1 pseudogene is annotated in these 377 nt (G+C 55.4%); it reads right to left on the bottom strand.

Annotated features, from left to right (window positions below):
• Positions 1-242: 242 nt before the first annotated feature.
• Positions 243-377 (bottom strand): annotated as a pseudogene (locus tag ABEH28_RS27350) (response regulator); the annotation flags it as partial.

The raw sequence follows: 377 nt of genomic DNA, 5'->3' as shown, positions 1-377 counted from the left end.
ACTCAAACCACGCGGCAGATCCGAGGTGTCCAGAAAATCGAGATCGGCAGGTGGCATAACCAGCTCCTAGGAGGAAAGGGACCAGGGCGCAGCAACAGGGCGGGCTTATGGTACGTCAATCCCAAGGCTTGTTACGTCTAGCAAGCAGCAAAAAAACCGCCTAGGCGGGTCCTGATGTGGGACCAACTAAACGCCTAGGCGGGTCCTGATGTGGGACCAACTAAACATAGTACCCGACATATCTAACCGCGATCAGTGGCCGTTTTGAGCATGTGCCTAGCTGTCTGAACCAGCTGGTCCAAACTCCAAGGCTTTTGCAGGAACGCGACTCCGGCAGGCAGATCATGACTCACTTCGGCTTCGTAGCCTGTGGTCAC

It is taken from the genome of Pseudomonas sp. Ps21-P2 (assembly GCF_039672565.1).
GTDB lineage: Bacteria > Pseudomonadota > Gammaproteobacteria > Pseudomonadales > Pseudomonadaceae > Aquipseudomonas.
The sequence above is the reverse complement of the archived record's forward strand: the minus strand, read 5'-3'. Positions and strand labels throughout refer to the sequence as shown.